The following is a 23,672-nucleotide window of genomic DNA, read 5'->3' as shown; positions in this document are numbered from 1 at the left end:
CGGTCAGGTCGTCGACGGCGCGCCGGAGGTTGTCCTGGTGGCGGTGCCCTTGAGGCGGCGTCCGTTGCCGGCCAGGATGTGCGCCCGCATGGCCCGGCCGGCGGCCTCGGCGTCGCCCATCAGCACGTGGTGGGCGACCATCGCGTGCTCCTCGGCGGCCTTGAGGAGGTCCTCCGGGGAGTGGTCGGCGGCCTGCATGGCGCCCTGGAACAGCTGCGAACTGGTGTCGATCACGTCCAGGAACAGCCGGTTGTGTGCGGCCTGGGACACGGCGCGGTGGAAGGCCACGTCGTGCTCGTAGACGGCCTCGTGCCGGCGCACCGCGTTCTGGTAGGCCGCCAGCCCCTCGCGGATCCGCTCCAGGTCCTCGGGCGTGGCCCGCTCGGCGGCCAACTGCGCCGCCTGGCCCTCGAGCAGCAGACGGAACTCGACCAGGTCCTCCAGCGCCGACTCGTCCATCGGCCGGTCGCCCACCGTGCGGGCCAGGGCCGTCCGGCCGTCGATCCGGGAGACCGTGGTCCCGGAGCCGGCCTTGACCTCCAGCATTCCCAGCGCGACCAGACCGCGCACCGCCTCCCGGACGGTGTTGCGGCCGACCGAGTAACGTGCCATCAGCTCCCGCTCCGGCGGCAGCTTCTCCCCGGGCTTGAAGGCCCCTTCGGCCAGGTCCCGGCGAAGCCGCTCGGCGACCTCCTGGCCCAGCGTCTGAACGCCCATCATTGCCTCCACAGGCGTGTGCGACGCCCGAAGTCCTCTAAGACATCCCAACCCGATGAGACATCCTACCGGTAGCACCTGGAGCCAGGGTCCTAGGGCGTGCGGGCCGGGATCAGTGCGGCGGCGAGGGACGGCGCCGTGCGCAGCCCTGGCAGCAGCGTCGCCTGGAAAGCGTGGTAGACGTCGGCCTTGCCCGTCTTCACGGTCGACGCGGGACGGCCGGCGACGTCCAGTTCGTGGTGCCAGCTGCCCGCGTCGCGGTCGACGAGATGATCCTCCGCCCACTGCCACCAGGTGTCGTAGCGCTGCCGGTAGTGCGGGTCGCCGGTGGCGCGGTGCAGTACGGCTGCCGCCCCCACCGCCTCGGCGAGCACCCAGTGCAGGCGCGCGCGCACCACGGGGGTGCCGGTCCAGTCGACCGTGTAGACGAAGCCCTGGTGTCCGTCGGCCGACCAGCCGTCGCGTTCGGCGCGCCCGAACAGCTCGAGGGCGGCCGGGAGCAGCCAGTCCGGTGCGTCGGGGAGGGCGGTGTGCAGCTGGACCAGGAGGCGCGACCATTCGATGCCGTGGCCGACCGTGGAACCGAACGGCCGGAACGGGTCGGCCGGACGTTCCTCGTGGTAGCGCCAGAGCGGTGACCAGTCCTGGTCGAAGTGTTCGACGATGCGCCACTCCGCCTGCCGTGCGGTGGAGTTCACCAGCTGGTCGGCGATCCTCAGTGCCTGGGCGGCCAGTTGTGGGTCGCCCGTCGCGTCGCCGGCGGCCAGCAGCGCCTCGATGGCGTGCATATTGCTGTTGCCGCCGCGGTAGCCGTCCAGCGAGCGCCAGGAGCGGTCCCACCTTTCGCGCAGCAGGCCGGACCCGGGTTCCCGGAACCGCTGCTCGACGACTTCCAGCGCGTGTGTCAGCAGTTCGGCGGCGCCCGGCCGCCCGGCCATGGCCGCGCCGGCCGCGGCCAGGACCACGAACACGTGCGGGTAGGCGGACTTCTCGTCCGCCAGCGGTCGGCCGCTGCGGTCGGTGGCGGTGTGCCAGCCGTCGTGGCGGTCGTCGTGCAGTGGACCGGTGAGTGCTGCGATGCCGTGGTCCGCGTAGTCGGCCGCCCACGGGTGGCCGAGCAGGGCGGCGAGTGCGAACACGTGCGTCATACGGGCGGTGACGTAGGTGTGGACGGTGTCGTCCGCCAGCGGCGTTCCCTGCGAGTCGAGCCAGCCGAAGCCCCAGTCGGGCAGGCGGGCGTTGCGGGCGAAGGCCAGTAGGCGGTCTCCTTCGGCTCGCAGATAGGCGGGGCTTCCGGGCCGGGGCAGTGCTGCCATGACGCTCCTTCAGGCCGTGGTCGTCTTCAGGCTGTCGTCGTCGCGGCGACGGGGAGGTCGACCGGGCGGCCGGCGAGCGCGGCCTCGTGGGCTGCGGCGAGGACCGCGTTGGCCGCTGCGCGCCAGTCCTGTGCGGGCCGCCAGTTCGGCAGCATCGAGGATCCGTGGATGTGCCCGCGCATGGTGCGGCTGACCGCCTGGACGCCGGCGTCCTGCAGCCGGGCCGCGTAGGCCTCGCACTCGTCGCGGCGGGGGTCGAACTCGGCGTTCATGAGGTACGCGGGAGCGAGGCCCGCAAGGTCCGGGGCGAAGAACGGGGAGACATACGGGTGGACCCGCTCGGCGGGCGAGGAGAGGTGCAGGTCGTTCCAGGCGACGTCGGCCTCGCGGGTGGTGTCGTGGCCGAGGTCGGGGTTGCGCCAGGCCCGGGACGAGTCGGTGAGGTCCAGGCCCGCGATCTCGATCAACTGCAGGCTGATCCGGGGGCCGTCCGTGTCCCGGGCCTTCAGCGCCACCGCTGCGGCCAGGTTGCCGCCGGCCGAGGCCCCGCCCATGGTGACGGCCTGCGGAGCGATGCCGTTGCGCTCGGCATCGGCGCACAGGCCGATGAGTGCCGCGTAGCAGTCGTTCACCCCGGCGGGGAACCGGTGCTCAGGGGCCAGGCGGTACTCGACCGACGCCACCAGGCAGTGGGCGTCCAGGGCACGGCGCGAGAGCAGACCGTCCAACTCCCCTGAGAGTGCGGACCCCAGCATGAAGCCGCCGCCGTGGAAGTAGACGTGCAGGGGGAGCGCGCCGCCGGCCGCGGGCCGGTACAGCCGGACCGGGACGTCGTCGATGACGACGTCGCTGATCTCCACGCCGTCGACTGGACCGTCCGACAGGTCGAGGTCCGTCTGGATCGCCATGGCGCGGATCTTCGACAGGTCCTCCGGGTCGTTCAGGTCCAGGCCGACCGCGGCCATTGAACGGTAGCCGTCGAGCAGTGCGCGGACGGGTGCTTCGAGCTCCATCGTCGTCCTCCATACATAGGATCTACATAATCTTGCTTGTCAGTAGTGGGATGTTAGGTCGACGGTCGACCGAGATCAAGGGGGTGTTGGCAAGTTTTCGCAGGCCCTTGACGACTAAACATCCTCTCTTTAGCATCACACAATCAAACATCCCATTAATGATGGAGGGCTGCTCATGAAGATCACGTCTGCTGAAGTCGTCGTCACCTGCCCCGGCCGCAACTTCGTGAGTCTGCGTCTGGAGACCGAGGACGGGGTGGTCGGCTGGGGCGACGCCACGCTCAACGGCCGCGAGCTCGCCGTCGCCAGCTACCTGCGCGACCACCTCAACCCGACCCTGATCGGCCGCGACGCGGGCGCGATCGAGGACACCTGGCAGTACCTGTACCGCGGCGGCTACTGGCGCCGCGGCCCGGTGACGATGGCGGCCATCGCCGCGGTGGACGTGGCGCTGTGGGACATCAAGGCGAAGTACGCCGAGATGCCGCTCTACCAGCTGCTCGGCGGCGCCAGCAGGCGGGGGCTGCTCGCCTACGGGCACGCCAGCGGAGGCGAGCTACCGGCCCTCTTCGACTCGATCGACCAGCACCTGGACGCCGGCTACCGGGCCGTGCGCATCCAGACCGGGGTGCCCGGGCTGGGCCAGGTCTACGGCGTGGCAGCAGCCGGCGGCGGACAGCGCTACGACTACGAGCCGGCACGTGCAGCCGCCCGCCCGACCGAGGAGCACTGGGACACCCGCGCCTACCTGCGCCATGTCCCCGGCGTCTTCGAAGCCGTCCGCGGCAAGTACGGTCCGGACCTGCCCCTGCTGCACGACGGCCACCACCGGATGACCCCGGTCGAGGCCGCCCGCCTCGGCAGGAGCCTCGAACCCTACGACCTGTTCTGGCTGGAGGACTGCACCCCGGCCGAGGACCCGGCAGCTCTGCGCCTGGTGCGCCAGCACACCACCACCCCGCTGGCCCTCGGCGAGACGTTCAACACCGTCTGGGACTACCAGACGCTGATCAGCGAGCGGCTGATCGACTACGTCCGCTCGGCGGTCACGCACACCGGCGGCATCACCGCGATGCGCAAACTGCTCGACTTCGCCGCGATGTACCAGATCAAGTCCGGCATGCACGGACCCACCGATGTCTCGCCCATCGGGATGGCCGCCGCACTGCACCTGGGCCTTGCGATCCACAACTTCGGGATCCAGGAGTACATGCGGCACAGCCCCGACACGCTGACCGTCTTCCGGACCGGCTACCGGTTCGAGGACGGCCTGCTGCACCCCGGCGACACCCCCGGCCTCGGCGTCGAGATGGATCTCGAAGCCGCCGCGGCCTTCCCGTACCAGGCGGCCTACCTGCCGGTGAACCGGCTCGCCGTCGACGGGACCGTGCACGACTGGTGAGGCCGGCGACGACTCCCGACTGACGCCGCATCACCAGCCACCACCGCCCACCAGCCGCACACCCCACCCGACGAGCCCTCACACCCCACCCCGATGAAGAGGTGCACAGTGACCGAGCAGACCATTCCACCCGCGCCGCAGGCCGACGGCCTCGGCAGCCGCGACCCCTCGGAGGACGCGGGCCGCCTCGACGGTGCCTCCACCGGCCGCCTCGTCCTCGTTCTGATCGCCCTCGTCACACTCTCCGAGATCATCCCGCTGCAGAACTTGATGATCGGTGTCGCGATCCCCAAGATCGCCACCGGCTTCCCGCAGGCCGGCGCCGCCATCACCTGGGCCGGCACCATCATGGGCGTCGTCGGCGGCGCCACCATCGCGCTGGTCGGCAAGCTCGGCGACGTCTGGGGCAAGAAGCGCGTGGTCGCGCTGGCCACCCTGCTGTTCCTGGTCGGCACACTGATCTGTGCGCTGACCGACAACTGGGCCCTGTTCCTGACCGGCCGCGGCATCGGCGCCCTCGCATCGGGCATCGCCGCCGTCGAGTACGGCCTGGTGCGCGACCTGATGCCGCGTCGGTGGATCCCGATCTGCGTCGCCGTCCTCGGCACCGGCTTCGGCCTGTCCGCCGTCGCCGGCCCCCTGATCGTGGGCGCCCTGACCGACCACTACAGCTGGCGCTCCATCTTCTGGTTCATGCTGGTGTACACCTGCGTCGCCCTGGCGCTGTTCCTCGCGGCCGTCCCGGAGAGCCCGTTGCGCCTGCGCAGCCGCCTGGACACCCCGGGCGCCCTGCTCTTCGGCGCCGGCATCGGCCTCTCCCTGATCTACCTCAGCGAGGGCTCCAGCTGGGGCTGGGGCACGATGAGCAACCTCGGCTACCTGATCGCCGGACTGGCCTGCCTGGCGGCCTTCCTGCTCTGGGAGAGACGCACCGAGCAGCCGATGATGGAACTGCGGCTGCTGCGCGCCCCCAAAGTGCTGTTCCTGATGCTGATCTCGCTGCTCGCCACCGGGGTCCTCAGCGTCATGAGCCTGGTCGTGCCCTACATGTTCGAGACGCCCAAGGCCGCGGTGCTCGACAACCAACTCCTGGCCGGCGTCGCGGCCCAGGCCCACACCACCGTCGCCGCCGTCGCCCCGCTGGTCCACTTCGAGGGCGACATCAGCTACGCCGCGGGCTTCTCCATCCTGCAACTGGCCGTCCACGTGTCGATCTGGACGTCCGTGTTCGGCATGGTCTTCGGTCCCATCGGCGGTTATCTGGCCCGACGGATCGGCACCCGCCTGCCGCTGATCATCAGCCTGGTCGCGTTCGTGGTCGCTGCCGCGCTGTGGGTCGAGTGGCACAAGACCTGGCAGCAGCAGATCTCCATCGGCCTGGCCTTCGGACTGGCCTTCGGCTTCTTCTTCGCCTCCGCGCCCAACCTGCTCATGGACACCGTGCCGGCCCAGCGGCAGGGCGTCAGCTCGGGCATGTTCGCCGTGTTCGGCAGCATCGGCACCGCCGTCACCACGGCCCTGTTCACCGCGATCGTCGCCGCCCACCCCTACCGGATGGTGATCACGCAGCCCACCGGCGCCACGACCACCACCGACATACCCCAGGTCTACGACAACTCCGCCTACAGCCTGGTCTACCTGCTCCTCGGCGTCGTTCCGGCCGCCCTCGCCCTGATCCTCGCCCTCGCCCTGCGTACCGGCCGGACCCCGGCCCGCGGAGGCACCGCCGTCGAACAGTGACACCGGCCGTCTCGCGCGGCGCGGCGGAGACCCTCCGACCGCGCCGCGCCACCGACCCGACCCGACCCGTAGGAGCGAGTACTGATGACAGATCAGATCCGGCCGGTGCGCATGCTGCACCTGGGGCTGGGCAGCTTCTTCCGGGCGCATCAGGCGTGGTACACCCACCACGCGCCGGACGCCGACGCATGGGGCATCGCCGCCTTCACCGGCCGCCGTCCCGACCTCGCCCGGACGCTCACCGCCCAGGGCTGCCGCTACATCCTGGTCGTCCGCGGCCCGGAGGCCGACCGCCGCGAAATCGTCCGCTCGCTGAGCGCGGCACATTCCGGCACGGACCACGCCGCCTGGCTGGACTACTGGCGCAGGCCCGGACTGGGCGTCGTCACCCTGACGGTCACCGAGGCCGGATACGCCAGGGCCCGGCCGGGCGATGCCGACAGCGGCCGCACCGGTGGTGGCGGGCTGGACACCGCGCGGCCCGATGTCTGCTCGGACATCGCCGCGCTCAGGGCCTCCCGCGTCGCGGAGGTCACCACAGCGCCCGCCAAGCTGCTGATCGGACTCGCGGCCCGCAGGGCAGCGGGCCTGCCACCGCCGACGATCGTGCCCTGCGACAACCTGCCCGGCAACGCCGAGGCGGCGCAGCGCGTCGTGCGGGACCTCGCTGAAGCGGTCGGAGACGCCGCCCTGATCGTCGCCGCGCAGCACGCCCCGTTCGCCAACACCATGGTCGACAGGATCACGCCCGCGACCACCGGGGCCGACCGCGACCGGGTCGGCGCGGCGAGCGGCTTCGAGGACGGTGCGCCGGTGGTGACCGAGCCCTTCTCCGAATGGGTCCTCTCCGGCGCCTTCCCCAGTGGCCGTCCCCGGTGGGAGGACGCCGGCGCCCGCTTCGTCCCGGACGTGCTGCCGTTCGAGCAGCGCAAGCTGTGGCTGCTCAACGGCGCCCACTCGCTGCTGGCCTACACGGCCCCGCTGCTGGGCCACACCACCGTCGCCCAGGCCGTGGCCGACCCGCGCTGCCGCGAGTGGCTGGCCCAGTGGTGGCAGGAGGCCGCACGCGGTCTGCCGCTGCCTGGGGCAGAGCTGACCGCCTACCAGGACGCACTGCTGGAACGCTTCGCCAACCCGCGCATCCGGCACTCGCTCGCGCAGATCGCGGCCGACGGCTCGCAGAAGCTCCCGGTCCGCCTCCTGCCGACGCTGCGCGCCGAGCGGGCCGCGGGCCGCCTGCCGCAGGGCGCGGCGCGGGCACTGGCGGGCTGGCTGCTTCATCTGCGTGGCCACGGCGCCCAGGTGCAGGACGCCGCCACGGACCCGGCCCTCGCCGCAGGACCGCTTCCGCAGGCGGCCCGCCGCGCGCTCGCCTTTCTTGACCCGTCACTGGCCGACGACGCGGAACTGACCACCGCCGTCACCGCGCACGCCCGCGCACTGGAGCGGTGCTTGACCCTGCACAGCGGCCAACTTACGATCCCACCAATAAGCTAGATCAGAATAAACATCCCATCTAATCTGAGCAGAGGAACGGCCACCATGGACCTCGAACCCCCCGTGCGCGCCCTGCTCGACCAGTACCGGGCGATGGCCGGTGCCGGGTTGAGCCTCGACGACATGCCGACGCTGCGCGGCATGGTCCGACTGCCGGATCTGTCCGACGGACCGGTCGACGGCGTCGCCATCAGCGACACCGAGATCGACGGTGTCCCGGTCCGGCTGTACCGCCCGGCGGGCCGCGGTGATCTGCCGCTGCACCTCTACTTCCACGGCGGCGGGTTCGTGGTCGGCTCGGCGCTGTCCGGAGACCTCGACGGCCTGCTCTCCCGGCGCGCCCTCGACGCCGCCTGCCTGGTCGCCTCCGTCGAGTACCGGCTGGCACCCGAACACCGCTTCCCCGCCGGGGTCAACGACTGCTACACCGCGCTCACCGGCCTGACCGCGGATCCCGGACGCCACGGCATCGCCCTCGACGCCGTCACCGTCGGCGGCTCCTCCTCCGGCGGGAACTTCGCCGCGGCCGTCTCCCTGATGACCCGTGACCTGGGCGGCCCCGCGCTCGCACTGCAACTGCTCGAGATCGCCGGCACGGACCTGACCAAGACCTCGAACGCCTGGCGCAACCCGCGCCCCGAGCACGACACCTCGCGAGAGACGGACCTCGCGATGGTCGACCTCTACCTCTCCTCGCTCGCCGAACGCGCCCACCCGTACGCGTCCCCGCTGTTCGCCCCCGACCTCGAAGGCCTCGCACCCGCGTACTTCATGAACGCGGAGTTCGACCCCCGCCGCGACGAGTGCGAGGCCTATGCGGCAAGGCTGCGCGACGCCGGCGTCCAGGCCGTCAGCCGGACCCTGCCCGGCCACGTCCACGGGTCGATGTCCCTGCCGGACTGGCAACCCGCCCGCGACTGGCGCGCCGAGGCCAACACCGTCCTGGCCGCCGTCAACAAGGCCGCACTCGCCGGAGAGGCCGTCGAGCTCCCCGCGTGAGCCGATGCCCCTGGGAGGCGGCCGGAGATCAGGTGGCGGGGTCCTCGGCGTCGGGGAGGCCGAGTTTCAGGTGCTCTACGTGGTAGATGGCCTGGTCCAGGAGTTCGGCGACGTGGTTGTCGTACAGGGCGTAGACCATGGACCGGCCGTGCCGTTCGGCGACGACCAGGCCGAGGTTCTTCAGCAGCCGTAGTTGGTGCGAGCAGGCGGAGCGCTCCATGCCCGCGGCGGTGGCCAGGTCGCTGGCCGAGCAGGGTCCCTCGACCAGGCGGGCGAGGATCAGCAGCCGGGACGGGGTGGCCAGGGCCTGGAGCATGGTGGCCACACCGGCGCTGCCGACGTGGTCCAGGCGCTCGCGTGCGCTGGCTCGCGCTCTCTCGTCGACTCCGTGTCCCATGACCGCATCCTACCGATGATGCGTGAATGACTGTTCAATCGTTCCGCTATGGTGGACGGGTCACCCCGTCCTGCCGCAGCGAAGGAACCACCCATGTCCACGACCCTCACCCGGCGGCCCGCACCGGTTGCGGACCTCCGGGACACGGTGGCCCCCGCCCGGCGCACCCAGGTGTTCGCGCTGGCCGAAGCCCGCTGGGCAGCGGTCGCCACGGGCGCGTTCCTGCTCGCCCTGCCGCTGCAACTGGCCGGCGCGGCCGCCTGGGTGTGGGGGCCGCTCTACGCGGTCGCCTACGTCACCGGCGGCTGGGAGCCGGGGTGGGCCGGACTGCAGGCGCTGCGCGAGCGGACCCTGGACGTGGACCTGCTGATGATCGTCGCCGCGATCGGCGCGGCCTCGATCGGGCAGGTCATGGACGGAGCGCTGCTGATCGTCATCTTCGCCACCTCGGGCGCGCTGGAGGCGCTGGCCACCGCGCGCACCCAGGACTCGGTGCGCGGCCTGCTGGACCTCGCGCCCGCCACCGCCACCCGACTGCTGGACGACGGCTCCGAGGAGTCGGTCGCCACCGGGGCCCTGGTGGTCGGCGACATCATCGTGATCCGCCCCGGCGAGCGGGTCGGTGTGGACGGCAGGGTCCTGGACGGTGCATCCGAGGTCGACCAGGCCACCATCACCGGTGAACCCCTGCCGGTCGCCAAGCGGGCCGGCGACGAGGTCTTCGCCGGCACCCTGAACGGCACCGGGGCGCTGCGGGTCCAGGTCGAGCGCGACGCCTCCGACTCGGTGATCGCCCGCATCGTGGCCATGGTCGAGGAAGCATCCCAGACCAAGGCCCCCACCCAGCTGTTCATCGAGAAGGTCGAACAGCGCTACTCGCTGGGCATGGTCGTCGCCACCCTCGCGGTCTTCCTGGTCCCGCTGGCGTTCGGCGCCGCCGTGACCGGCTCGCTGCTGCGCGCGATGACCTTCATGATCGTGGCCTCGCCCTGTGCGGTGGTGCTCGCCACCATGCCGCCGCTGCTCTCCGCCATCGCCAATGCCGGACGCCACGGCGTGCTGGTCAAGTCGGCCGTGGTGATGGAGCAGTTGGGCCAGGTCGATGCGGTCGCGCTGGACAAGACCGGCACGTTGACCGAGGGCACGCCCCGGGTCTCCGACATCCGCCCGCTGAGCGGATCCGGGCTGTCGGAGGGGGAGTTGCTGAGCCTGGCGGCGTCGGCGGAGCACCCCAGCGAGCATCCGCTGGCCCGTGCGGTGGTCGGCGCGGCCCGCGAGCGCGGGTTGGCCCTGCCGGTCGCCGAGGACTTCAGCTCGACCCCCGGGGTCGGGGTGAGGGCCACCGTGCGCGGTGTCGCCGTCGCGGTGGGCGCCCCGGCGCGGCTGCTGGACGGGTCCGGGAGCGGGGAGGTCCGGTCCACCGGGGCCGCCGCGCTGGCAGCGGAGTTGGAAGGCGAGGGGCGCACCGCCGTCGTGGTCGAGTGCGACGGGACCCCCGTCGGTGTGCTCGGCATCGCCGACCGGCTGCGTCCGGACGCCGCCGCCACCGTCGCGGCCCTGGCGGGGCTGACCGGCCGGGCTCCGCTGCTGGTGACCGGGGACAACCCGCGCGCGGCCGCGCGGCTGGCCGCCGAGGTCGGCATCACCGACGTGCGGGCCGGACTGCTGCCGCAGGACAAGGTCGCCGCGGTGCGGGAGCAGCAGCAGGCCGGGCGCAAGGTCCTGGTCGTCGGTGACGGTGTCAACGACGCCCCGGCGCTGGCCGCCGCCCACAGCGGCCTCGCCATGGGCCGGGCCGGTTCCGACCTCGCCCTGGAGACCGCGGACGCGGTGATCGTCCGCGACGAACTGTCCACCGTCCCCACCGTGGTCGCCCTGTCCCGCCGGGCCCGTCGGCTGGTGGTGCAGAACCTGGTGATCGCCGCGGTGTTCATCTCCGGCCTGGTCGTCTGGGACCTGGCCGGACGGCTGCCGCTGCCGCTCGGCGTGCTCGGGCACGAGGGCTCCACGGTGATCGTGGGCCTGAACGGTCTGCGGCTGCTGCGCGACACCGCGTGGAACCGTGCCGCGGCGCTCAGCGCACGCTGAACCGGGAGCGGCTCAGGACGGCCATCCCGCCGGTGGCGAGGAGTCCGAACAGGGCCGGGGCGAGGAAGACATGCGGCAGGCCGAGCACGCTGACACCCAGGCTGCCGGTCAGCCCACCGAGGGCGCTGGCGACGGCCGTTGAGCTCATGAAGACCGCCGACGCGGTCGCCACGGCCTGTGGCAGCAGCCGTTGGGCGACGATGATGCCCAGGCCGGCGAACACCCCCCACACCCCGCCCATCAGGATCTGCCCGGCGAACATCCCGGCCGCGTTGCCGGTCAGGGCGAAGCAGAGGTTCGCGCCGACGCCGAACGCCGCGCCGAGGACCATCAGCGGCATCATGCCGATGCGGCGGGCGACGACCACCGCCACCGGCATCAGCACCAGCTCGACCAGCGGCTGGATGCCGATGACCGCGCCGCTGACCGCCGTCGGCAGATGCATGCTGTCGCGCATGTAGATGGGCAGGTAGCCGTACTTGATCGGCTCGCCCGCGTAGACGAGGACGTAGAGCCCGGTGAACGCGAGCAGCGGAAGCATCGCCCGCAGCCCGGGGCGCGGCGCGTGACGCTCCGTCAGAGTCTCGGTCAGCTCCTCGGCGGGTGCGTCAGCCGCTGCGCCGGGCCGGTCGCCGCTGCTGCGGGCGAAGCCCATGGGGAGGATCTGCGCCAGGGCGCAGGCCCCGGTGGCCGCGAGCATCACCCGGGGCCCTGCGGCCGTCGCCAGCAGCGAGCCCAGGACGGGGCCGACGACCCATCCGGCCGTCAGCGCCATCCGTACGACCGAGACCACCCCGTCGGCCACCGGGCTCGCGGTCGCCTTCAGGTCGTCGTGGACCGCGGCGAACAGCTGTGAGCCGGCCGCGCCGGAGAAGGCCAGGACGAGGGCGCTGATCACGAAGGGTATCCAGGCCCGGTCGGCCACGGCCATGGCGGCCCAGCCGAGGGCTCCGGCGAGGGCGCACCAGCGGAACAGCCCGAGCCGTTTCCCGGAGCGGTCCGAGCGTGTGCCGATCAGATAGCCGGCGAGCGGGGCGGTGATGTTGGTGAGGTAGAACAGCCCGGCCGTGGTCAGCGACACATGCAGGTCGTTGACCAGGAACAGGGTGATCTGCGGCGCGGCGGCGGAGGTCCCGAGCCCGGAGAGGAACAGCGCGACGGTCGCGCCGCGGTAGAGCGGCGAGGCCCAGACCGAGCGCACGGCGGACGGGGCGGTCGCGACCTCGGCGGTGGCGAGTGCGGATGGCACGGAGGAGACCCCTCGGATCTAGGCGGTGCTGACGACGGTGCCGGTTGCTTCGAGCGCTGCTACTTCGTCGGGGGGTGCGGTGGTGTCGGTGACCAGGGTGTGCAGCAGGGAGGAGGGGCCGACGTAGGCGTGGGCGGTGCGGCCGAGCTTGCCGCCGTCGGCGGCGGCGATGACCCGGCGGGCGGAGGCGATGACCGCCTTCTTCACCGCCGCGTCGTCGAGGTCGTAGGCGGTCACGCCCTCGGCCGCGCTCAGTCCGCAGCAGCCGAGGACCGCCGTGTCGAACCGCAGCGCCGCCAGCGAGGCGAGGGTGAGCGGGCCGGTCAGGGCGCCCTCGGCGGCGCGGGGCCGGCCGCCCGGCACGATCAGCGTGGTCGCGGCGGGAGCGTCGCTGAGCACGTGAACGGCCTGCAGCGACAGGGGCATCACGGTGACGCGCCGTCCCCGGAGCAGGCGGGCCACCTCCAGGCAGGTGGTGCCGCTGTCGAGCAGGACGGTCTCGCCGTCGGCGATGAGCCGGGACACCTCGGCCGCGATCCGGCGCTTGGCGTCGGCCCCCTCGTGGGCGCGCAGCGCGAAGGGCGGTTCCTCGCCCCGGAGCAGCAGGGTGCGCGCCCCGCCGCGGACGCGTTCGAGGGCGCCCTGCTCGGCCAGGGTGTCCAGATCGCGCCGGATGGTCATCTCCGAGGCGCCGGTCAGCTCGGCGAGCTCCAGCACCGTGGCACTGCCCGAATCCCTGACGGCCTGGGCGATCTGCCGGTGCCGGTCCGCATTGCTCATGACGGGATTCAACACCACCCGCATCGAACATGCAAGGTGTGCTTAGTAGCGCTTTTCAAACACAATATATGTTCGTTATGGTGGTTTGCATGAACCGCTCCCTCCGCGCCGCCCGTGTCGCGACCTTCGTCTACTTCGTCCTCAACGGCACCCTGATGGGCATGTGGCTGGTGCAGATCCCGGCCATCGAGCAACGCGTGGGAATCAGCAACGCGACCCTGGGAAGCCTGCTGGTCCTGCTGGGCCTCGGCGCGTTCCTCGGCATGCAGGTCGCCGGCCGGCTGGCCGACCGCTTCGGCACTCGCCTCGTGGTCCCCGCCGCCGGCGTGCTGTGCGCCGCAGCCCTCGTGCTGCCCGGCCTGGCCCCCGATCCCTGGGCGCTGGCGGGCGCGCTGCTGCTCTTCGGCTTCGGCAACGGCTGCCTCGACGTCAGCATGAACACCCACGCCGTGCACGTGGAGAAGGCCTACGGACGACCCGTCATGTCCGCCTTCCACGCCACCTTCTCCGTCGGCGGAGTGATCGCCGCGCTGGTCGGGGCACGGGCCACCAGCGCGGGCATGAGTCCGACCGCCACCCTGGGCGCCGCAGGAGCGGTCGGCATCGTGATCGCCCTGCTGCCGGCCCGCAGCCTGCTGGGAACCGCACCGGCCTCCGCACCGGCCTCCCCGGAGGCCGAACCCGTCGCGAAGCGGCGTGCCGTACCCGGACGCATCTGGATCCTGGCCGCACTGGCGCTGATGTGCATGCTCTGCGAAGGGGTCGCCAACGACTGGAGCGCCCTGGAGGCGAAGAACATCCTCGGCGCCCCGGCCGCCACCGCCTCGTTCGCCTACGGCACCTACGCCGCCACCATGACCATCGGCCGGCTGCTGGCCGACCGCGTCTCCCGGCGGTTCGGACCGGCGGCCGTCCTGCGCTACGGCGCCGCCGCCGGCGCGGTCGGGCTCACCGTGGTGGCCTTCTCGCCGTGGATCTGGGCGACCCTGATCGGCTGGGCGGTCTTCGGCCTGGGCCTGTCCGGCTGCGTCCCGCAGCTGTTCAGCGCCGCCGGGCACACCGACCCCGCCGCCGCGGGCGCCAACGTCTCCCGGGTCGCCGGCCTGGGCTACCTCGGCATGCTCGCCGGACCGGCACTGATCGGCTGGATGACCCGGCTGACCGGGCTCAACCACACCTTCCTGCTCCCGGCACTGCTGCTGGTGGTCGCCGCCGTCGCCGCCGGGATCCTGCGCACCGGAGCCACCGGCGAACCCGCGGTCACGGCCGAGCCCGAACTGGCCCAGCGCCCCTGAACACGCCCGTCGCCACAGTCGGAAGGAATCCCATGACGATCAGTCAGCGGATCGTACTGTTCGACCTCTACGGGGTCATCGCCCTGCACCAGCGCCCCGGCTCCCTCGCGCGGATGGCAGCCGGCTGCGACGCGCCCGAGGACGCCTTCACCAAGGCCTACTGGGAGCTGCGCCCGCCCTACGACGCCGGGCGGCTGTCCGCCCAGGAGTACTGGGCCGAGGTGCTGCGGCTGCTGTCCCGTCCCGTCGGTTCCGCGACGGTCGAGGCGTTGCGGCTGGCCGACATCGACAGCTGGTCACGCGTCGACAGCCGGATGGTCGCCTTCGCGCAGTCCCTGCGCGCCCGTGCCAGGGTCGCTGTGCTGTCCAACATCCCCGCCGACCACGCCGACGCCCTGCTCGCGGCCCAGCCCTGGCTGCGGAGCCTGGACCAGCTCGCCTTCTCCGGAAAGATCAAAGCGGCCAAGCCGGACCCGGCCGCGTTCCAGCACTGCATCAGCACCATGGGCGCCGAGGCCGCCGACTTCCTCTTCGTCGACGACCGCGCGGAGAACGTCCGCGCCGCGCAGGCCGAGGGCATGGCCGGCCACCTGTTCAGCGGCCTCGGTGACCTGGAGCAGGTCATCGACGGCTGGCTCGCGACGGGCTCCGGGTCAGCCGTCTGACGGCAGCAGGACGATCTTGCCGTGGGTGTGGTTGCGCTCCAGTTCGCGGTAGGCGTCCTGCACGTCGGCGAGGGGATAGGTGCGGGCGATGGGGACCTCCAGCCGCCCGTCCGCGACCAGCTCCGCGAGTTCGGCCAGCACCGGCGCGCTGGCGCCGGCGCCGTTGCCGTCGGTGCGGACGCCGAACTCCTCGGCGGCGGCGAAGTCGATGACGGTGTCGATGCGTTCGGGCGCGACGCCCAGGTCGATCGCCAGCCGCACATAGCCGTCGCCGTAGGTGTCGATGAAAGCGTCGACCTGCCCGGCCGCGGCCTCCTTGATCCGGTCGCCGACTCCGGCGCCGTAGGCCACCGGGATCACCCCGTGCCCGCGCAGCCAGTCGTGGTTGGCCGGGCCGGCCAGGCCGATGACCGTGGCACCCGCGTTCTTCGCCAGCTGCACGGCGAGTGAGCCCACGCCTCCCGCCGCGCCGGAGACCACCACGACGTCGCCGGGCGACAGGGCCACGGCCCGTACCGCCGCGTAGGCGGTCGTGCCGGCGACGAACAGCGCCCCGGCCACCTCCACCGGCACCTTGGCGGGCCGGTGCACCAGGTGGTCCGCGGGGACGGCTACGAACTCGGCCTGGCTGGCGCGGTCGTCGGTGAAGCCGAAGACCTCGTCACCCACCGCGAAGCCGCTCACCCCGGCGCCCACCGCCTCGACGGTGCCGGCCAGGTCGCTGCCCTGGCCCGAGGGGAAGGTCGCCGGCCAGCGGGAGTGCAGCACACCGCTGCGGATCTTGGCCTCACCGGGGTTGATACCCGCTGCCCGCACCGCGACCAGTACCTCCCCGGCCCCCGGGACCGGCTTCTCCACCTCGACCACGTCGAGGACCTCGATGCCGCCGTACTCCTTGAAACGCACTGCTCGGGGCATGGCCCGGCTCCCTTCGAATCAGGTCGGCGACCCGGTGCTCGCCGAGCCCGTCTCCCAGAAGCAGCGGTGCGGCCCGTTCATTCCCTCCCTCGGGTTCACACGCTTCTCAGGGGATGCCCAGAGCCAGGTCATCACCGAGCAGGACCGTGGATCTACCAGGCAGGAAAAATGCATGATCGAAGCGAAAGGCGCGGTCATGAACAGTCAGGAATCAGCAGAAGACCCGCGGCCAGGCGGCGAGCAGACACCCCCGAGGAAGAAGACCAGGAAGAGGGCGCTGATCGCGGCCGCGGTGGTCGCGGCAGCCGCGATCGGGGGCGCCGGATACGCAGCGACCGCCTCGTCCCCCACCTCGGCCACAGCCTCCGCAGCCGCCGCGTCCTCGGCGTCCTCGGCGTCCGCCCCGGCCCAGGCAGGCTCCGGCGGGGGATCGGGCTCGGGCTCGAACGCGCGCTCAGGGCCGGCCGAAGGAGGGACGACCGGCACCGTGACAGCCGTGTCCGGGAGCGGCTTCACCGTCACCACGGCCACCGGCCAGACCGCGACCGTCACCGGGACGTCCACGACCAGCTACCTGAACGGCACGACCCCGGCCTCCTCGTCGGCCGTCACGGTGGGGCAGCCGGTGCTGGTCCTCGGCACGGTCAACAGCACCGCCATCACCGCCTCGCAGGTCGTCGTCCAGCCGCCCGGCAGCGGCTCGACGCCCTCGACGGCGTCCCAGGTGGTCCCCTTCCAGCAGGGCGCGCAGTCCGCGGCCAAGCAGTCCGGCCAGGTCCCGGCGGACTACACCGAGGGCTCCGGCACGATCGTCAGCGGCAGCACCGCGGACAAGGCGACCGAGGCCGCGCTGGCCGCGTACCCGGGCGCCGTGGTGGACCGGGTGGTCCAGCTCAGCGACGGCGAGTACGAGGTCCACTACATCGGCGTCAACTGGCCCCACCACGTCTTCGTGACCGCGGACTTCACGGTCGCCGGAGCCGATTAGGGCCCACTGCCAGGGCCTACTTCTCGGCCGACTCCTGCTTCGCCCGCCACTCCGCCCCCGCGCGCTGGATGCGGTCCCACAGGGCGGCGCGGTCGGCGTCGTCGACGGCCGACAGGTCCAGGTGGAACACGTCCGTTGCGAGCTTGAACAGCTCCTCCGCGGACTCGAGGAGCCGTGTGGTGCGCCGCCCGGCCCCCTCGTCGCGGGTGAACTCGTCGTCCAGCACGAACTCGGCGCCGCCCGCGTCGCGGCGGAAGAGCTCGAACCACATGACGTAGGGAGACTTGGGCGACGTCGAGAACTCGGTGTGGCAGCTGATGAAGTCCTCCCAGACGGCCGGCGCCAGGGTGAAGTCCATGCTGTGGAAGGTCGTCTGCGCCGGATCGGTGAGGAACCGCCAGGCGTCCGGGCCGATCTCCGGCAGCGGCCGCAGCTCGAAGCGGAAGGGGCCCTGGAGGTGGACGCCCTCCCGCAGCGGGATGGGCTCGTGGTGCGAGTTGGCCAGGCCCACGTCGACCGACCAGCGCTCGCCGTCGATGACGACGGTGAGGGCCATGTGCGTGGCGTACTCCTCGGCGGTCGCCTTGGCGCTCGCGGCGGAGCCGTTGATCTGGCCGCGGTGCAGGGTGACGTCGTACCCGAGGACGGTCAGCAGCTCGCTGAAGGCGTTGTTCAGGTTGAAGCAGTAGCCGCCCCGGCCGGCCAGGATCCGGGCTATGGACTCGGCCGGGTCGATGCCCTGCGGGCGTCCGAGCTGGATGTCGAAGTTCTCGAAGGCGATCAGCTCGACGTGTGCCCGGTGAAGCCTGCGCAGGGCGTCCAGCGACGGAGCGCCGAGGGACTCCGGGTCGTCGACGCCGAGCCTGGCCAGGTAGGGCGCGACCCAGGCGGGATGATCGTTCGTCTTCGAGGTCATGGCGCCGAACAGTAGTACAGCGCCGCGTGGATCCGCTCCAGGATTAATCTCCGGCTCACTCCTTCGTCGCACCGGCGAGCATGCCGGAGACCAGGGTCCGCTGCGAGAACAGGAACAGGACCAGGACCGGCAGGATGGCCACGATGATGGCCAGTGCCAGTTCCGGGATGGTGATGTTCAGGCCCGCGCCGGCGACGGGGTTGAACGAGGGCGTGGACGAGAGCAGTTGGTTCAGCCCGACCTGGATCGGGAACTCGTTGCTGTTGGGCAGGACCAGGTAGGGCAGGAAGAAGTTGTTCCAGTTGCCGACGAAGCTGAAGAAGGCGACCAGCCCGATGACCGGCTTGGCCAGCGGCAGCGCGATGTGGGTGAAGATCTGCCATTCCGAGCAGCCGTCGATCCGGGCCGCCGCGAGGATGTCCCGGGGGAGGCTGGTCGCGAAGTAGATGTAGACCAGGTAGACGCCGAAGGGGTAGAAGGAGAACGGCAGGATGATCGACCACACCGTTCCGATCAGGTGGAACTTGTTGAGTTCCAGGAAGATCGGCAGCACCAGGGTCGCCGACGGCATGATCATGGTCACCAGGGTGACCATCAGCAGCGTCCTGCGGCCGCGGAACCTCGTCAGCGCCAGGGCGTAGCCGGCCGGGACGCTGGTGGCCAGGGTCAGCAGCAGCGATGCGCCGGAGTAGATCGCTGAGTTCTTCAGCCACACCAGCAGCGCCCCGTTCTGGAACGCGGTGAGGTGGTCCCAGGCGGCGCCGATCTGGCTGAAGGAGCCGAACGACAGGGGCGGGTCGCTGACGATCTGTGCGGCGGTCTTCGACGGCGCCAGCAGCAGCCAGATCACCGGCAGCACGAAGAAGACCAGCAGCAGGCCGAGCAGGAGCACGACGACGAGCGTCGACACCACCCGCCCGGGGGAGCGGCGCGCGGTGGGGGGCTGCCGCAGCGCGCGGGGTCGGTCGAGGGCGGTGTCTGTCATCCTTCGTCCACCTTGAACATGTCCGAGCGGCGCACCAGCAGGCCGGCGCCGATGAGGCCGAGGGCGAGCAGGAAGACCGAGATGGCGGCGGCGCCGTTGAAGTCGCCCTGCTGGAAGGCGAAGACGTAGGCCAGCTGGTTGGGGGACCAGGTCGGGGTGACCCGGCCCAGGCTCGCGGTCTGCAGCAGCTGCGGTTCGACGAAGAGCTGGGTGCCGGCGGCGAAGGCGAGGATCGCCATGTAGGCGATCCACTGACGGATCATCGGGACCTGGATGTGCCAGGCGGTGCGCCAGGGCCCGGCCCCGTCCATCTTGGCGGCCTCCAGGACCTCGTCGGGGATGTTGTTGAGTGCTCCGTACATCACCACGATCCAGCCGCCGGCGCCGGTCCAGAAGGCGATCAGGACGAAGATCACCGGCAGGTTCCCGGGCGTCAGCACGGCTGCGAAGGTGTGCAGTCCGAGCGAGTCCAGCAGCCAGGAGACCGGGCTGACGGCCGGGTCGAGCATGAACAGCCACACCAGCACGCTGGCCACGCCGGCCAGCGCGCCGGGGATGTAGAACAGGAAGCGGAAGAGCGCGGACAGGCCGGGCCGCATGCGGCCGCGGAGCACCACGGCCACCAGCACGGTCAGCACCACCAGCACCACCAGCCACATGGCCAGGTAGAGCAGCATGTCGGTGAAGGCGGGGACGAACCGGTAGTCCTGGGCCACCTTGACGAACTGGTTGATGCCGGTGAACTGGCCGCGGTCGTTGGTCAGCGAGAGGTAGAACGCGTACACGGTGGGGAAGACGCCGAAGGCGAGCAGCAGGATCGCGTAGCCGCCGACGAAGAAGTAGCCCGCAAGACCGCCGCCGCCCCGCCGCCGCGGTGTCCCGCGGCGGCGGACGGGTGCTGTGACGCGCCGGGATTCCAGCAGCGTCATTGCGTGGTCACCTTGTATCCCACGGACTTCGCCTCGTCGGCGATGGCCGTCTGCCAGGCGGGCAGGGTCGCGGTGAGGGTCTTGCCCGCGGTCAGTGCGGGCAAGACCACGCTGGACCAGGCGGTGGCGTCGCTGAACCTGGTGTTGGACCATCCGGTCCACACCTCGTTCGCCGCCGTCTTGAAGGCGCTGCTGACGTCGGTGGCGAAGTACTTCTTGTTGTCGGGGTTGGCCAGCCAGGCGTCGGCCGCCGGTACGTAGGCCGGGTAGGTGGGCGCGCCGGCCTGGTTGGCGTCGGAGGTGGTCAGCCAGGTGGCCAGGTCGGTGGAGGCCTTGAGGTTGGTGCTGTGCGAGGAGACCATCCACACGCCGCCGCCGACGTTGCCGGTGGCCGCGGTGGTCTCGCCGTCCCAGGTCAGCGGCGCGGCTGCGGCGATCTGCCCGGCCGGGGTCTTGAACGCGGCGTTGAACAGGTACTGGCCGTACCAGGAGGGGCCGTTGGCCATCAGCACCTTGCTGCCGCTGTCCTTGGCGAAGCCCTGGCTGAAGAAGCCCTGGGTGCTGACGGACTTGTCGGCGATCAGGGTGTCCAGCAGGTTGGACATCCGGGTGCAGTCCGGGCTGGACAGGTCGGTGCGCAGGGTGTCCGGGTCGGTCAGCTGGAAGGCCGGGCACTGGCTGGACCAGAAGTAGGACTCCTGGGAGTTGGTGTCGCCGACCGAGCCGACCAGGTAGCCGGGATGCTCCTTGGCGACCTTCTCGCCCAGGGCCTGGTACTGCTCCCAGGTGGTGGGCACGGTGTAGCCGAACCTGTCCATGAGCGTCTTGTTGTACCAGAGCACCACCTGGGCGATGTCGTTGCGCAGGCAGTAGGTGTGACCGTCGTACTGGCACGGGGTGAGCGAGCCCTTGGCGAAGTTGTCCAGGGTGCTCTGCGGGACCAGGTTCTGGTCCAGCGGCGCGGCGAACGCGGTGGCACCGGGCTTGGTCGGCCGGGACGCCCAGGTGACGTCGGTGGGGGAGCCGAAGACCACGTCGGGCCAGCCGCTGCCGGTGCGGTCGAACAGCTGGACCTTGGTCTGGAGGTAGGTGGAGCCGTCCGCGCTGCCGTCGTAGGTGACGATGTTCAGCTTCACGTCGGGGTGCGACTTCTGGTACGCCTGCACGGAGGGGAGCCGGGTCGAGTCGGCCCAGACGGTGACCGTGGAGCTGGCGTCCTGGGTGACCGGCTTGAAGCTCGCGGCTCCCGACGCCGAGGTGGCGGTGGTGGATCCGGCGCTGGCGCAGCCGGCGAGTGCGGTGAGCGCGGTGGCCGACAGGACGGCGACGGCGGCGCGGACCGCGGTGCGGCGGGAGCCGGATCTCGGGAGGTTCGGGGTTCTCATGGTGGTGCCCTTCTGGTTCCTGTCCGGGTGGGTGGTGTCCGGTGGGGTGGGCGTGCGTCAGATCGCGGGTCGCTCGACGAACTGCTGCAGTTCCCTGCCGTAGTCGTTTTCGTAGGGCAGGGCGATCCCCGGGCCGACCGGTGCGTGCACCAGGCCCCGGTCGTCGACGTGCCGTTCCCGGGTGACGGTGGTGGAGGTCACCAGGGACTCGTAGTAGCTGGTGTTGGATATCGCCATGCAGAGGTGGTGGTTGGGGATGTCCGAGCCGTGCACCTCGGCCCGCAGCCGGTAGGCGTCGGCGAGGTGCGCGGTGCGCATGGCGCCGGTGATGCCGCCGCGCAGCGTGGTGCCGACCCGGACGCCGAAGGTGGCCGCGCCCGCGGCGATGAAGTCGGCGGAGTTCATGTGCGCGCCGTCGGAGGTCTCGGCGACCAGCAGCGGGACGGAGACCGACTCCGCCAGCCGCCGGTAGGCGCTGATGCTGAACTCGCGCATCGGCTCCTCGTACCAGAGGTAGTCCGCCTCGGACAGGGCCCGCCCCAGGTGGACGGCGTCCGGCAGGTCGAAGCCGGCCGAGCCGTCGTACATCAGCGGGACGTCGGGGCCGACGTGCTCGCGCAGGGCCAGGCACAGCGCCGCGTCGCGGCGGGCGTCGCCCCAGGCGTGCAGTTTGATGCCCTGGTAGCCCAGTGCCAGGCACTGGTCGGCGACGTCGAGGAACTCCTCGGTGGTGGCGAAGGTGGAGGTGGAGGCGTAGGCGGGGATGGACTCGCGGTAGCCGCCGAGCAGTTGCCAGACCGGCTGGTCGCCCACACGTGCAGCCAGGTCCCACAGCGCGACGTCGATCAGGCCCAGGGCCGGCAGCGGCAGTTCCTGGATGCGGTCGATCTCCCACACCCGGTCCCAGAGCCACTCGCGCCGGTACGGGTCCTGCCCGACCAGTTCGTCCCGGAAGACCCGTTCCACCAGGTCCTGGAGCATCACGCCGGCTCCGGGCCGGGCGAACAGCGCCACGCCCTCGGCGCCGTCGTCGGTGCCGATCCGCAGGACCGCGCCGTCGCCCACGGCCGGGCTGCCGCTCAGTCCGTTCCGCCACTGGAAGGGGGGATCGGCCGGGGGGACGCGGATCCGGTGGGCTTCGACATGGGTGATCTTCATGCTGGCTCTCTGTTCGTCGGAGCGGGGCAGGGCACGACGGTGTCCGGCGGGGGACCTGTTGGGTGCCGCGTCCCGGGCCGTGACCGTGACGGTGACTGCGAAGGTGCAGGCGCTCCGCGGGCTCGGGCCCTGCCGTGGGGTGGGAGCGGGACGCCCGCACGGGGGCGTCCCGCCGGAAAGGTGTGACAGCAGCGGTGGCGGCAGTGGCAGCGTCTAGGAGGCGGAGGTCTGCTGGGACGGCGGCTGCTGGGACTGCTGGGACGGGGCGGGCGCCGCCGGCCTGGTGCCGAGGTTGAACACGCGGTCGCGGATCCTGCGCTCGAACTGGTGCTGGGTGGTGTCGATGTGAGCGACCATCAGCTCGGCGGCCAGCTCCGTGTCGCCCGCCGCGATGGCCGCGGTGATGGCGACGTGCTGGTTGCCGGCGACTTCCAGCGAACCGGGTACGTCGCCGTGGAAGAGCAGCACGTCCGACTGCGACACCAGGCGCCGGATGTTGGCGACGCTCGCCTGCAGGAAGACGTTGTGGGCCGCGACGCTGACGGAGTTGTGGAACAGGGCGTCGGTGCGGGCGAACTCCTCGGCGTCGACCGCCCTGCCGGCGGCCAGCGACAGTTCGGCGCTCTCCCGCATCGCCCGGACCTCGATCGGGGTGGCCAGGGTGGCGGCCCGCCGTGCCGTCTCCGACTCGATCAGCCGGCGGTAGTCCAGCAGCATCAGCACATGCTCCATGCTGGTGGGCTGGAAGTGCGCGAGCTGGTCGTCGGCCAGGGTGCCGGGGGAGGCCGCGACGAAGATCCCGGCGCCCTTGCGGACGCTGAGCCTGCCGATCGCCGCCAGCACCTTGACCGCCTCGCGGGTGACGTTGCGGGTCGCGCCGAGGATCTGCGCGAGCCCCTGCTCGGTCGGCAACCGGTCGCCGGGCATCAGGTTCTGCTCGGCGATGTAGCCCAGCAGTTGCTCCGCCACCAGCTCGTACCCCGGACGGTAGCGCTCCGACGCGTCGTCCGCCTCGCCCGGCCCGGCCTTGGCTGTACCTGACACCAGATGACCCCCTCGCTCAAATGAACCAGATCTATTTTCGCCGCCACTATGGCACCGGCCCTTCCGGAAGGGAAGCTTCCCGGCGGATTTTCGTCGCGACCACGGGAATTCCAAGGATGAAGCCGTGCAAACCGGACTGTCGTGCTCAGCCCATTGCGCAGTGGCTCGCCGGATACATATGGTCCATCCAC

21 protein-coding genes are annotated in these 23,672 nt (G+C 71.5%); 8 read left to right on the top strand and 13 right to left on the bottom strand.

What is annotated here, in order from left to right; genetic code table 11:
- Positions 1–3 precede the first annotated feature (3 nt).
- The 3 genes from ABUW04_RS02905 to ABUW04_RS02895 all read right to left on the bottom strand — a co-directional run bounded on the left by ABUW04_RS02905 (position 4) and on the right by ABUW04_RS02895 (position 3,046).
- Positions 4–717, bottom strand: coding sequence for a FadR/GntR family transcriptional regulator (locus tag ABUW04_RS02905; RefSeq protein ID WP_380562369.1), 714 nt, complete (start codon positions 715–717; stop codon positions 4–6).
- 92 nt (positions 718–809) lie between these two features.
- Positions 810–2,033, bottom strand: a complete 1,224-nt coding sequence (locus tag ABUW04_RS02900; RefSeq protein ID WP_380562367.1) for an AGE family epimerase/isomerase — start codon at positions 2,031–2,033, stop codon at positions 810–812.
- A 26-nt stretch (positions 2,034–2,059) separates the two neighbouring features.
- A complete protein-coding gene (locus ABUW04_RS02895) occupies positions 2,060–3,046 on the bottom strand; it encodes an alpha/beta hydrolase (protein WP_380562365.1) in 987 nt (328 codons plus the stop codon).
- A 175-nt stretch (positions 3,047–3,221) separates the two neighbouring features.
- Between ABUW04_RS02895 and manD the strand changes: the two genes are divergently transcribed.
- The 4 genes from manD to ABUW04_RS02875 all read left to right on the top strand — a co-directional run bounded on the left by manD (position 3,222) and on the right by ABUW04_RS02875 (position 8,684).
- Positions 3,222–4,448, top strand: a complete 1,227-nt coding sequence (gene manD, locus ABUW04_RS02890) for a D-mannonate dehydratase ManD (protein WP_380562363.1) — start codon at positions 3,222–3,224, stop codon at positions 4,446–4,448.
- Between the two features lie 108 nt (positions 4,449–4,556).
- Positions 4,557–6,188, top strand: a complete 1,632-nt coding sequence (locus ABUW04_RS02885) for an MFS transporter (protein ID WP_380562360.1) — start codon at positions 4,557–4,559, stop codon at positions 6,186–6,188.
- 84 nt (positions 6,189–6,272) lie between these two features.
- Positions 6,273–7,685 (top strand): mannitol dehydrogenase family protein, encoded by a 1,413-nt coding sequence (locus ABUW04_RS02880; RefSeq protein WP_380562358.1) that lies wholly within the window; start codon positions 6,273–6,275, stop codon positions 7,683–7,685.
- A gap of 45 nt (positions 7,686–7,730) precedes the next feature.
- A complete protein-coding gene (locus ABUW04_RS02875) occupies positions 7,731–8,684 on the top strand; it encodes an alpha/beta hydrolase (RefSeq protein WP_380562356.1) in 954 nt (317 codons plus the stop codon).
- A gap of 28 nt (positions 8,685–8,712) precedes the next feature.
- On the opposite strand, the gene ABUW04_RS02870 is transcribed toward ABUW04_RS02875, so the two are convergent.
- The gene (locus ABUW04_RS02870; RefSeq protein ID WP_380562354.1) at positions 8,713–9,081 is read right to left on the bottom strand and encodes an ArsR/SmtB family transcription factor; all 369 of its coding nucleotides are present in this window, start codon (positions 9,079–9,081) and stop codon (positions 8,713–8,715) included.
- 93 nt (positions 9,082–9,174) lie between these two features.
- Here ABUW04_RS02870 and ABUW04_RS02865 point away from each other — a divergent pair, with 93 nt between their 5' ends.
- Entirely contained in the window at positions 9,175–11,169 is a 1,995-nt protein-coding gene (locus ABUW04_RS02865; RefSeq protein WP_380562352.1) for a heavy metal translocating P-type ATPase, read from the top strand.
- On the opposite strand, the gene ABUW04_RS02860 is transcribed toward ABUW04_RS02865, so the two are convergent.
- Together ABUW04_RS02860 and ABUW04_RS02855 are read right to left on the bottom strand one after the other, a co-directional pair.
- A complete protein-coding gene (locus tag ABUW04_RS02860) occupies positions 11,156–12,418 on the bottom strand; it encodes an MFS transporter (protein WP_380562350.1) in 1,263 nt (420 codons plus the stop codon). The genes ABUW04_RS02865 and ABUW04_RS02860 overlap by 14 nt on opposite strands.
- Positions 12,419–12,436: 18 nt before the next feature.
- Positions 12,437–13,198, bottom strand: coding sequence for a DeoR/GlpR family DNA-binding transcription regulator (locus tag ABUW04_RS02855; RefSeq protein ID WP_380562348.1), 762 nt, complete (start codon positions 13,196–13,198; stop codon positions 12,437–12,439).
- A gap of 89 nt (positions 13,199–13,287) precedes the next feature.
- Here ABUW04_RS02855 and ABUW04_RS02850 point away from each other — a divergent pair, with 89 nt between their 5' ends.
- Together ABUW04_RS02850 and ABUW04_RS02845 are read left to right on the top strand one after the other, a co-directional pair.
- Entirely contained in the window at positions 13,288–14,493 is a 1,206-nt protein-coding gene (locus ABUW04_RS02850) for an MFS transporter (RefSeq protein ID WP_380562346.1), read from the top strand.
- Between the two features lie 32 nt (positions 14,494–14,525).
- On the top strand, positions 14,526–15,158 hold the full coding sequence (locus tag ABUW04_RS02845; RefSeq protein ID WP_380562344.1) for an HAD family hydrolase: 633 nt from the start codon (positions 14,526–14,528) through the stop codon (positions 15,156–15,158).
- Here the strand turns inward: ABUW04_RS02845 and ABUW04_RS02840 are convergent.
- Complete coding sequence (locus ABUW04_RS02840) at positions 15,147–16,076, bottom strand: NADP-dependent oxidoreductase (RefSeq protein WP_380562342.1); 930 nt, start codon at positions 16,074–16,076, stop codon at positions 15,147–15,149. The genes ABUW04_RS02845 and ABUW04_RS02840 overlap by 12 nt on opposite strands.
- 172 nt (positions 16,077–16,248) lie before the next feature.
- On the opposite strand from ABUW04_RS02840, the gene ABUW04_RS02835 reads away from it, so the two are divergent.
- Complete coding sequence (locus ABUW04_RS02835) at positions 16,249–17,064, top strand: hypothetical protein (RefSeq protein WP_380562340.1); 816 nt, start codon at positions 16,249–16,251, stop codon at positions 17,062–17,064.
- A gap of 16 nt (positions 17,065–17,080) precedes the next feature.
- Here ABUW04_RS02835 and ABUW04_RS02830 read toward each other — a convergent pair whose 3' ends face one another.
- From ABUW04_RS02830 to ABUW04_RS02805, 6 genes are all read right to left on the bottom strand, one after another.
- Positions 17,081–17,980 (bottom strand): arylamine N-acetyltransferase family protein, encoded by a 900-nt coding sequence (locus ABUW04_RS02830; protein ID WP_380562338.1) that lies wholly within the window; start codon positions 17,978–17,980, stop codon positions 17,081–17,083.
- A gap of 55 nt (positions 17,981–18,035) precedes the next feature.
- The gene (locus ABUW04_RS02825; protein WP_380562336.1) at positions 18,036–18,965 is read right to left on the bottom strand and encodes a carbohydrate ABC transporter permease; all 930 of its coding nucleotides are present in this window, start codon (positions 18,963–18,965) and stop codon (positions 18,036–18,038) included.
- Entirely contained in the window at positions 18,962–19,894 is a 933-nt protein-coding gene (locus ABUW04_RS02820) for a carbohydrate ABC transporter permease (RefSeq protein ID WP_030256795.1), read from the bottom strand. The genes ABUW04_RS02825 and ABUW04_RS02820 overlap by 4 nt, the downstream gene beginning before the upstream one ends.
- The gene (locus tag ABUW04_RS02815; RefSeq protein WP_380562334.1) at positions 19,891–21,279 is read right to left on the bottom strand and encodes an ABC transporter substrate-binding protein; all 1,389 of its coding nucleotides are present in this window, start codon (positions 21,277–21,279) and stop codon (positions 19,891–19,893) included. The genes ABUW04_RS02820 and ABUW04_RS02815 overlap by 4 nt, the downstream gene beginning before the upstream one ends.
- 57 nt (positions 21,280–21,336) lie before the next feature.
- On the bottom strand, positions 21,337–22,437 hold the full coding sequence (locus tag ABUW04_RS02810) for an enolase C-terminal domain-like protein (protein ID WP_380562332.1): 1,101 nt from the start codon (positions 22,435–22,437) through the stop codon (positions 21,337–21,339).
- Between the two features lie 213 nt (positions 22,438–22,650).
- Entirely contained in the window at positions 22,651–23,481 is an 831-nt protein-coding gene (locus tag ABUW04_RS02805; RefSeq protein ID WP_051725554.1) for a FadR/GntR family transcriptional regulator, read from the bottom strand.
- Positions 23,482–23,672: the final 191 nt, after the last annotated feature.

The organism is Streptacidiphilus jeojiensis, from assembly GCF_042510965.1.
GTDB lineage: Bacteria > Actinomycetota > Actinomycetes > Streptomycetales > Streptomycetaceae > Streptacidiphilus > Streptacidiphilus jeojiensis.
This window is presented reverse-complemented; position numbering and strand designations above follow the sequence as displayed.

Bases quoted from the DNA above. Each gene is read 5' to 3' on its own strand.
- ABUW04_RS02905 (WP_380562369.1), bottom strand. From the start codon at position 717: ATGGGCGTTCAGACGCTGGGCCAGGAGGTCGCCGAGCGGCTTCGCCGG.
- ABUW04_RS02900 (WP_380562367.1), bottom strand. From the start codon at position 2,033: ATGGCAGCACTGCCCCGGCCCGGAAGCCCCGCCTATCTGCGAGCCGAA.
- ABUW04_RS02895 (WP_380562365.1), bottom strand. From the start codon at position 3,046: ATGGAGCTCGAAGCACCCGTCCGCGCACTGCTCGACGGCTACCGTTCA.
- manD (WP_380562363.1), top strand. From the start codon at position 3,222: ATGAAGATCACGTCTGCTGAAGTCGTCGTCACCTGCCCCGGCCGCAAC.
- ABUW04_RS02880 (WP_380562358.1), top strand. From the start codon at position 6,273: ATGACAGATCAGATCCGGCCGGTGCGCATGCTGCACCTGGGGCTGGGC.
- ABUW04_RS02875 (WP_380562356.1), top strand. From the start codon at position 7,731: ATGGACCTCGAACCCCCCGTGCGCGCCCTGCTCGACCAGTACCGGGCG.
- ABUW04_RS02870 (WP_380562354.1), bottom strand. From the start codon at position 9,081: ATGGGACACGGAGTCGACGAGAGAGCGCGAGCCAGCGCACGCGAGCGC.
- ABUW04_RS02865 (WP_380562352.1), top strand. From the start codon at position 9,175: ATGTCCACGACCCTCACCCGGCGGCCCGCACCGGTTGCGGACCTCCGG.
- ABUW04_RS02855 (WP_380562348.1), bottom strand. From the start codon at position 13,198: ATGAGCAATGCGGACCGGCACCGGCAGATCGCCCAGGCCGTCAGGGAT.
- ABUW04_RS02850 (WP_380562346.1), top strand. From the start codon at position 13,288: ATGAACCGCTCCCTCCGCGCCGCCCGTGTCGCGACCTTCGTCTACTTC.
- ABUW04_RS02845 (WP_380562344.1), top strand. From the start codon at position 14,526: ATGACGATCAGTCAGCGGATCGTACTGTTCGACCTCTACGGGGTCATC.
- ABUW04_RS02840 (WP_380562342.1), bottom strand. From the start codon at position 16,076: ATGCCCCGAGCAGTGCGTTTCAAGGAGTACGGCGGCATCGAGGTCCTC.
- ABUW04_RS02835 (WP_380562340.1), top strand. From the start codon at position 16,249: ATGATCGAAGCGAAAGGCGCGGTCATGAACAGTCAGGAATCAGCAGAA.
- ABUW04_RS02830 (WP_380562338.1), bottom strand. From the start codon at position 17,980: ATGACCTCGAAGACGAACGATCATCCCGCCTGGGTCGCGCCCTACCTG.
- ABUW04_RS02825 (WP_380562336.1), bottom strand. From the start codon at position 18,965: ATGACAGACACCGCCCTCGACCGACCCCGCGCGCTGCGGCAGCCCCCC.
- ABUW04_RS02820 (WP_030256795.1), bottom strand. From the start codon at position 19,894: ATGACGCTGCTGGAATCCCGGCGCGTCACAGCACCCGTCCGCCGCCGC.
- ABUW04_RS02815 (WP_380562334.1), bottom strand. From the start codon at position 21,279: ATGAGAACCCCGAACCTCCCGAGATCCGGCTCCCGCCGCACCGCGGTC.
- ABUW04_RS02810 (WP_380562332.1), bottom strand. From the start codon at position 22,437: ATGAAGATCACCCATGTCGAAGCCCACCGGATCCGCGTCCCCCCGGCC.